Raw genomic sequence first — 6,687 nt, forward strand, 5'->3', positions numbered from 1 at the left:
GGTGTGTCACACGCCCCGCTGGCTCGCGTAGAAGACCAGCCGGTACTTACCGATCTGGACCTCGTCGCCGTTCGCCAGCAGGACCGAGTCGATCCGCTCACGATTGACGTACGTACCGTTCAGGCTGCCGACGTCCGAGACCGTGAAGTGACCGTCGCCGCCCCTGCGGAACTCCACGTGGCGGCGTGACACGGTCACGTCGTCCAGGAAGATGTCACTCTCCGGATGGCGGCCGGCCGTGGTCAGCTCGCCGTCCAGCAGGAAGCGGCTGCCCGAGTTCGGACCGCGCCGCACCACCAGGAGCGCCGAGCCGAGCGGCAGGGCGTCGACGGCGGCCTGCGCCTCCGGCGTGAGCGAAGGAAGCGACGTCTGGCCCGTCACCTCGGAGTCGTACGCCTCAAGACCCGAGATCGAGATCGTGGAGGTCGTCTCCGAAGCGCGCTCCGGGGGCACTCCGCCCCGCAACGGCGCCCCGCAGTTGGAGCAGAACCGACTGGCCTCGGCATTGCGGTGCCCGCACCTCGTACAAACCGGCAAGGCCGCCATAGAGGGATCCTCCTGCCGCGACGGCCCCCCGGGGGCCGATGATTCCCCGAAACCTATGCGGCCGGGACCGGCAGGGTCAACAGACGACGCGCCGGTGGCCTCGCCGCCCACCTGGTCGCGGAAGAGCGGACGTTCGCCGCCCTGCTCCTCGCTCCCGCCGCGCGCTGCGCGATGGCGGGAGCGCCCCCCGCCGTCCTCGCGTGCGCTTTTGCCGAACAACTTCCCAAACAACTTCACGGGCGATTCCCCTTGACCGAAACAGACCCGCCCGTGGGGCAGGACGAACCCTGAATGAACACACCTGCCGACCCGGACACTTTGACAACGTCCGTATCCACCGGACAGTTTCCACCACTCACCGCACTCTTCGTGCGCCGACCCCCCGCAACCTCATGCCCCCGTACGACGGCTCGCATGCGCCCCCGCCTCACCGTGATGACGACCGAGCGTAGTCAGGCCGCTTCGCGGGTCGCAAGGCATTCACAATGATCTTCTCAGGCCGCGCCACCGTGGCCGTGGCCTGCTCCTTCTCCAGCGTCTGGACCACCCCGCCCGGAATGTTCAGGGCGGGCTCCAGATCCTGCGGTTTGCCGATCACCTTGAAGACGTACGGCGAGGACACCGCTTTGCCGTCCACCCGTACCTCACCTCCGGCGCCCGAGAAGTACGTATCGGCGACGACACGGACATCGTTGATCTGAATGGCCTCCGCGCCGGCCGCCCGCAGCTCCTGGAGCGCGTCGAGCAGCATGTCCGGCTCGACCGTCCCGCTGATGTCCCTGATCGTCAGCGTGATGCCGGGCCCCTCGGCGGCGACCGTACCGGCCAGGATACCGAGCTGCTGCTCCTTCTCCTTGGTCTGCTTACGGGCCTCCTCGGCCTGGTCCGAGCTGGTCTCCAGCTCGGTGCGCTGGGCGTCCAGACGCTGCTTCTCGTCCTCCAGCCGCTGCGTCCGGTTGTCCAACTCGTCGAGGATCCGCACCAGGTCCTCCTGGCGGGCGCCCCGCAGCGCGCTGTCGTCGTTGTTGGACCTGACCTGGATCGCGAGTCCGAGACCGAGCCCGAACAGCAGGACGGCGACGATGAGCTGCGCACGCGTCACCCGGGGCGGCCACAGCCCGGCCGCCAACCGCTGGCGGCCGGTGAGCTGTTGGGCCCCGGACGGCCCCGGCGCGTCCCCGGCGGCACCCTCGGGGGCCGCGCCGGCCCCGGAGGCCCCGTGCGCGGCACCGGCGGCCTCCTCGGCGCCCTGGGGCCGCTCGGGCCGCTCGGAGTCATGCCGCTTCCCGGTGTCACCGGGCCGCCGAGAGTTCTCGGGGTCCTGAGGGTCCTGAGGCTTCCGCGGGTTCTCTTCGCTGTTCATCGGCGTCACGCCCGGAACACGTGCCGGCGGATGGCGGCAGCGTTGGAGAAGATCCGGATACCGAAGACGACGACCACACCGGTGGACAACTGCGCGCCCACGCCCAGCTTGTCGCCGAGGAAGACGATCAGCGCGGCGACCACCACGTTCGACAGGAACGAGACCACGAACACCTTGTCGACGAAGATCCCGTCGAGCATGGCACGCAGCCCGCCGAAGACCGCGTCCAGAGCGGCGACGACGGCGATCGGGAGATAGGGCTCGACCACGGCCGGCACCTCGGGCCGGACCAACAGCCCGACCACGACTCCCACGACGAGGCCCAGTACGGCGATCACGATGTGCCCTTCTCCATGTCGGCCGCGTCCTGCCCGTTGCCCTTCCCGGCGTCGGCGGTCTTCGGCTCTGCTGTACGTACGATCAGGCTGGGCGCGGCAGGAAGGCGCAGGTCCCGCTGGTCCGAGATGCTGGTGCGAATGCCGAAGTTCTCCTGCAAGGAGTGGAGATACTGGCCGTCGGCACTGTCCTGGAACGCGGTGCTCAGCTTCTTTCCGTCCCCCACCGCGAGCACCGTGTACGGCGGCACGAGTGGCCTGTTGTCGACCAGTATGGCGTCCCCGGCGGCCCGGATCGCCGACAGCGAGGTCAGCCGCTGGTCGTTGATGGCGATCGCCTCGGCGCCCGACTCCCACAGGCCGTTGACGACCCGTTGCATGTCCCGGTCGCGTACCCGGCCCGTGTCGGAGAAACCACTGCTCTCCCGCGGCCCGCCGCCGCCACCCGACGAGGCGCCCTTGGCGTCGTCGACGACCAGTTTGACGCCGGGACCCCGCACCGGGGTCGCACCGGCCAGCAGGGCCACCAGTTCGCCCTGGCCGCCGCCCTGGGTCCGCAGAGCGGCACGCTGGCGGTCACCGACCTCCTTGCGGAGCTTCTCGACCGTGCTCTCCAGCCCGTCGGCGGTCGAGGTCTCCGAGTTGATCCGGTCGATCAGCTCCTCGCGCTCCTTCGCCACGACAGGGGCCGAGATACGCGCCTGGGCGGCACCGACGGTGACGACGAGAGCGGCCAGCACCAGCCCCGCGGCCAGCCCCAGTTTGGCCTTGAACGTGCGCGGCAGGCCGCCGTCCTCCGCGTCCCTGCGGGCCGCCGCCTCCGCGTACCCCTCGTCGAGGCTGTGGTCCATCACACTGTTCAGCAGCGACATCGACGCGTCCGGACGCGGGGGCGGAGAAGTGGCGCTCCGGACGGGGGGCTGCTGCGACATGCCGCACATCGTCGCACGTCGCGACCGCTACCGCCGAATGGCCCCACCGACGCGCCGGACGGCGTCCACGGACGCCGTCCGGCCCGCTGCCGGGACGCCGCCGAAGCGTCCCGGACCGCCCCTAATGACCTGCGCTGTCCACCACGGACGACCACTCGTCGAGCAGCGCCTGGGCCGACGCGTCGTCGGGCCCCTCCGCCCACAGATGGGTGACGGCCTCGGACGGGTCGGGCAGCACCATCACCCAGCGTCCGTCGGTCTCCACCACCCGCACCCCGTCGGTGGTGTCCACCTGCCGCTCACCGGCCGCCTCCACGACGCTGCGCATCACCAGGCCCTTGACGGCCCACGGCGTCGCCAGATCACGGCGCAGGACGTGGGCGCGCGGGATACGGGCGTCGATCTGACTCAGGGTGAGCTGGGTACGGGCCACCAGACCGATGAGCCGTACGAAGGCCGCCGTACCGTCGAGAAGGCTGCTGAACTCCGGCACGATGAACGCGCCACGGCCGTCCCCGCCGAAGATCGTGGTGTCCTCGCGGCCCACCCGGGTCAGATCGTCGGGCGAGGTCGTCGTCCACTCCACCTGTGTGCCGTGGTACGCGGCGACCTGTTCGGCGATCCTCGTGGTGGTCACGGGGAGCGCGACCCGCCCGCTGCGCCGCTCCGCGGCGACCAGGTCGAGCATGACCAGCAGGGCCCGGTCGTCCTCGATGATCCGGCCGCGCTCGTCGACCAGGGACAGCCGCTCGCCGACGGGGTCGAACCGTACACCGAACGCGGCCCGCGCCGATGCCACGATCTCGCCGAGCCTGACCAGTCCCGAGCGGCGCGATTCGGCCGTTTCCGTGGGCCGGGCCTCGTCGAGCCCCGGGTTGATCGTCAGGGCGTCGACACCGAGCCGGCCGAGCAGGCTGGGCAGGACGAGCCCGGCGCTGCCGTTGGAGGCGTCGACGACGACCTTCAGCCCGGCCTCGGAGATCCCGGTGGTGTCGACGTTGCGGAGCAGGGAGCCGGTGTACGAGTCGAAGACGCTCGCGGGGAAGTGGAGATCCCCGATCTCGCCGGGGAACGCGCGGCGGTACTCCTGGCGGGCGTACACCCGGTCCAGCTTCCGCTGGCCCGCCTGGGAGAGATCGGCGCCCCGCTCGTCGAAGAACATGATGTCGACGGAGTCGGGCACCCCCGGCGACGTCCGGATCATGATGCCGCCGGCGCTGCCCCGGCCGGTCTGCTGCCGGGCCACGGGCAGCGGCACGTTCTCCAGGTCCCGTACGTCGATGGCGCTGGACTGGAGCGAGGAGATCACCGCTCGCTTGAGGGCACGGGCGCCACGCGAATGGTCACGTGCCGTAGTGACGGTGGAGCCCTTCTTCAGCGTGGTCGCATACGCGCCGGCCAGCCGGACCGCGACTTCTGGCGTGATCTCGACGTTCAGGATGCCCGAAACACCGCGGGCGCCGAAGAGATTCGCCTGGCCGCGGGACTCCCAGATGACCGAGGTGTTGACGAAGGCGCCGGCCTCGATGGTCTTGAACGGGTAGACCCGCACATTGCCCTGGATGATCGATTCCTCGCCGACCAGGCACTCGTCGCCGATGACCGCGCCGTCCTCGATGCGTGCGGCCCGCATGATGTCGGTGTTCTTGCCGATCACACAGCCGCGCAGATTGCTGTGCTGGCCGATGTACACGTTGTCGTGGACGACGGCTTTGTGGAGGAACGCCCCGGTCTTGACGACCACGTTGGAGCCGATGACGGTGTGCTCGCGCAGCTCGACATCGGCTTCGACCTTGGCGTAGTCCCCGATGTACAGCGGACCGCGCAGTACGGCGTCGGGGTGGACCTCGGCGCCTTCGGCGACCCAGACGCCCGGGGAGATCTCGAAGCCGTCGATGTCGACGTCGACCTTGCCTTCGAGCACGTCGGCCTGGGCCTTGACGTAGCTTTCGTGCGTGCCGACGTCCTCCCAGTAGCCCTCGGCGATATAGCCGTAGATCGGCTTGCCCTCCTTCATGAGCTGAGGGAAGACGTCGCCGGACCAGTCCACCGACACATCGGCCTCGACGTAGTCGAAGACCTCGGGCTCCATGACGTAGATACCCGTGTTCACGGTGTCGGAGAAGACCTGGCCCCAGGTGGGCTTCTCCAGGAAGCGTTCGACCTTTCCTTCCTCGTCCACGATCGTGATACCGAATTCCAGCGGATTCGGGACCCGGGTCAGACACACCGTCACGAGTGCGCCCTTCTCCTTGTGGAAGGAGATGAGGTCGGTCAGATCGAAGTCCGTGAGGGCGTCACCGGAAATGACGAGGAACGCGTCGTCCTTCAGTGCCTCCTCGGCGTTCTTCACGCTCCCGGCGGTGCCGAGCGGCTTCTCCTCGTTCGCATAGCTGAGCTCCATGCCCAGCTCTTCACCGTCGCCGAAATAGTTCTTGACGAGGGAGGCGAGGAATTGCACGGTGACGACGGTCTCGCTGAGCCCATGGCGCTTGAGCAACCGCAGCACATGCTCCATGATCGGCCGGTTCACGACCGGCAGGAGCGGCTTGGGCATGCTTGAGGTCATGGGACGAAGCCGAGTACCTTCGCCACCGGCCATCACGACGGCCTTCATGTCGGAAGCGTCCTCCTTGAAAGAGACGGTCTCGCCGACTTCACCCGTCAGGAACGAGGCCGCGTGGCGTCAGGCGTGAGCCGGCGACATTGCACGGCACCACTCGACGAGCTCAATCGGCCACGTTGTCCGCCTTGACGAGCCGACGGACCTGGACCACATACAGGACTCCTGCCCACCAATACAGCGTTGTACCCCATCCTGCGAACGCCCATCCGAAAACTTCGGCGAGTGACGCGAGCCAACCGCTCCCGTCACTGAGCAGCAGGAGCGGGAAGGCGTACATCAAGTTGAAGGTAGCCGCCTTCCCGAGGAAGTTCACCTGGGGAGGCGGGTAACCGTGCCTGCGGAGGATCCCCACCATCACCAGAAGCATCAGCTCACGGGCCAATAGGGCGGCGGTGAGCCACAGCGGCAGAATCTCGCGCCATGTGAGGCCAACCAGGGTGGAAAGGATGTACAGCCGGTCCGCGGCGGGGTCGAGGAGCCGCCCGAGGCTGCTGATCTGATTCCAGCGGCGGGCGAGCTTCCCGTCGAGGTAGTCGCTGACACCGCTCAGCATCAGCACCAGCAGGGCCCAACCGTCGCTGTTGGGTCCGCCGAACTCGGGACGGAGGATCAGCCACAGGAAGAGCGGTACGCCGACGAGGCGAGCCATGCTGAGGATGTTGGGGATGGTGAGCACCCGGTCCGTCTGGACGCGGGTCTCCTGGACCTCCACCCGGGGGCCTCCTGTGTGGAACGAGCCAACGATGCCTCCTGACCTTACCCTCAGCGCGGGCCGGCGCCTGCAAGGGGGCCTGGAACGCAGAAATGCCCCGCACCAAAAGGTGCGGGGCATTCCCACAATAATTGTTCGGCGGCGTCCTACTCTCCCACAGGGTCCCCCCTGCA

Annotated in this window: 6 protein-coding genes; all 6 read right to left on the reverse strand. The window is 68.6% G+C overall.

Annotation, left to right across the window (positions count from 1 at the left end):
- Positions 1-6: 6 nt before the first annotated feature.
- The 6 genes from ACIQ7D_RS35290 to ACIQ7D_RS35315 all read right to left on the reverse strand — a co-directional run bounded on the left by ACIQ7D_RS35290 (position 7) and on the right by ACIQ7D_RS35315 (position 6,514).
- Positions 7-891, reverse strand: coding sequence for an FHA domain-containing protein (locus tag ACIQ7D_RS35290; protein WP_403944975.1), 885 nt, complete (start codon positions 889-891; stop codon positions 7-9).
- Positions 892-973: 82 nt separating this feature from the next.
- Positions 974-1,909: a DUF881 domain-containing protein gene (locus ACIQ7D_RS35295; protein ID WP_403944964.1), complete on the reverse strand. Its 936-nt coding sequence runs from the start codon at positions 1,907-1,909 to the stop codon at positions 974-976.
- A gap of 5 nt (positions 1,910-1,914) precedes the next feature.
- The gene (locus ACIQ7D_RS35300; protein ID WP_023543062.1) at positions 1,915-2,247 is read right to left on the reverse strand and encodes a small basic family protein; all 333 of its coding nucleotides are present in this window, start codon (positions 2,245-2,247) and stop codon (positions 1,915-1,917) included.
- Positions 2,244-3,176, reverse strand: coding sequence for a DUF881 domain-containing protein (locus tag ACIQ7D_RS35305; protein WP_403944966.1), 933 nt, complete (start codon positions 3,174-3,176; stop codon positions 2,244-2,246). Before ACIQ7D_RS35305 ends, ACIQ7D_RS35300 begins: the two co-directional genes overlap by 4 nt.
- A gap of 121 nt (positions 3,177-3,297) precedes the next feature.
- Positions 3,298-5,793 (reverse strand): sugar phosphate nucleotidyltransferase, encoded by a 2,496-nt coding sequence (locus ACIQ7D_RS35310; RefSeq protein WP_403944967.1) that lies wholly within the window; start codon positions 5,791-5,793, stop codon positions 3,298-3,300.
- 112 nt (positions 5,794-5,905) lie between these two features.
- Positions 5,906-6,514 (reverse strand): CDP-alcohol phosphatidyltransferase family protein, encoded by a 609-nt coding sequence (locus ACIQ7D_RS35315; protein ID WP_329823349.1) that lies wholly within the window; start codon positions 6,512-6,514, stop codon positions 5,906-5,908.
- Positions 6,515-6,687: the final 173 nt, after the last annotated feature.

The organism is Streptomyces sp. NPDC096310, from assembly GCF_044763125.1.
GTDB lineage: Bacteria > Actinomycetota > Actinomycetes > Streptomycetales > Streptomycetaceae > Streptomyces.